Below are 1191 nucleotides of genomic sequence, written 5' to 3' on the forward strand. Positions count from 1 at the left end.
ACCTCCGGCTCCACAGGCCGCCCCAAGGGCGCCCAACTGAGCCACCGCAACGTGGCGCGGCTGCTGGATGCCACCGAGGCCTGGTTCGGCTTCGGGCCCGACGACGTGTGGACGCTGTTTCACTCCTACGCCTTCGACTTCTCGGTGTGGGAGATCTTTGGGGCGCTGTGCACGGGCGGGCGCTTGGTGGTGGTGCCGTACTGGGTCAGCCGCTCGCCGCAGGACTTCCTGGCGTTGCTGCGAGCCGAGCGCGTCACAGTGCTTAATCAAACGCCCTCGGCGTTTGGGCAACTGGTGCATGCGGTGGAGCAGGACGGGCATGAAGGGCAGGGCGGTGCGGGCCTGTCGCTGCGCCATGTGGTCTTCGGCGGCGAGGCACTGGAGCCCGAGAGCCTGAGGCCCTGGTTTGAGCGCTTCGGCGATCAGAGCCCCAGGCTCATCAACATGTACGGCATCACCGAGACCACGGTGCATGTGACGTACCGGCCCATTACGCAGGCGGACCTGGAGGGCGGGCGCAGCCCTGTGGGCGTGGCGATTGCGGACCTGGGCCTGTACGTGCTCGATGGCAGCCTGAACCTGCTGGCGCAGGGCGTGGCCGGGGAGTTGTACGTGGCGGGTGAAGGCCTGGCGCGGGGCTACCTGAACCGGCAAGGCCTGAGCGCGGAGCGCTTCATCGCCAATCCGTTCACGAACACCGGCGAACGCCTGTACCGCACAGGCGATCTGGTGCGCTGGACGGCACAGGGCGAACTCGAATACCTGGGCCGAGCCGATCAGCAGGTCAAGATCCGGGGCTTCCGTATCGAGCTGGGCGAGGTGCAGTCGCAGCTGCTGGCCCAGCCCGAGGTGCGAGAGGCCGTGGTGCTGGCCAGGCAAGGAGCGGGCGGGGCCAGGCTGGTGGCGTATGTCTCGCTGAACGATGCGGTCGAGGAAGGGGTGCTGAAGGAGCGGTTGGGTCAGGTGCTGCCCGATTACATGGTGCCGTCCGCCCTCGTGGTGCTCGATGCCCTGCCGCTAACGGTCAACGGCAAGGTGGACCGCAAGGCGCTGCCGGAGCCGGAGATGGCCGGGGTGCAGCAATACGAGGCACCGCAAGGCGAGCTGGAGGAGATGCTGGCGCGCATCTGGGCCGAGGTGCTGGGCGTGGAGCGCGTGGGCCGCCGGGACGGCTTCTTCGAACTGGGCGGG

The 1191-nt window shown here is 68.3% G+C and carries 1 protein-coding gene; it reads left to right on the forward strand.

Annotated elements, in window-relative coordinates; all coding sequences use genetic code 11:
- The coding region (locus AVAK2825_RS24675; protein WP_284403120.1) for a non-ribosomal peptide synthetase at positions 1 to 1191 on the forward strand (1191 nt) is incomplete at both ends.

Origin of the sequence: Acidovorax sp. SUPP2825 (assembly GCF_030158995.1) — a bacterium.
In the GTDB taxonomy this organism is placed as follows: domain Bacteria; phylum Pseudomonadota; class Gammaproteobacteria; order Burkholderiales; family Burkholderiaceae_C; genus Paracidovorax.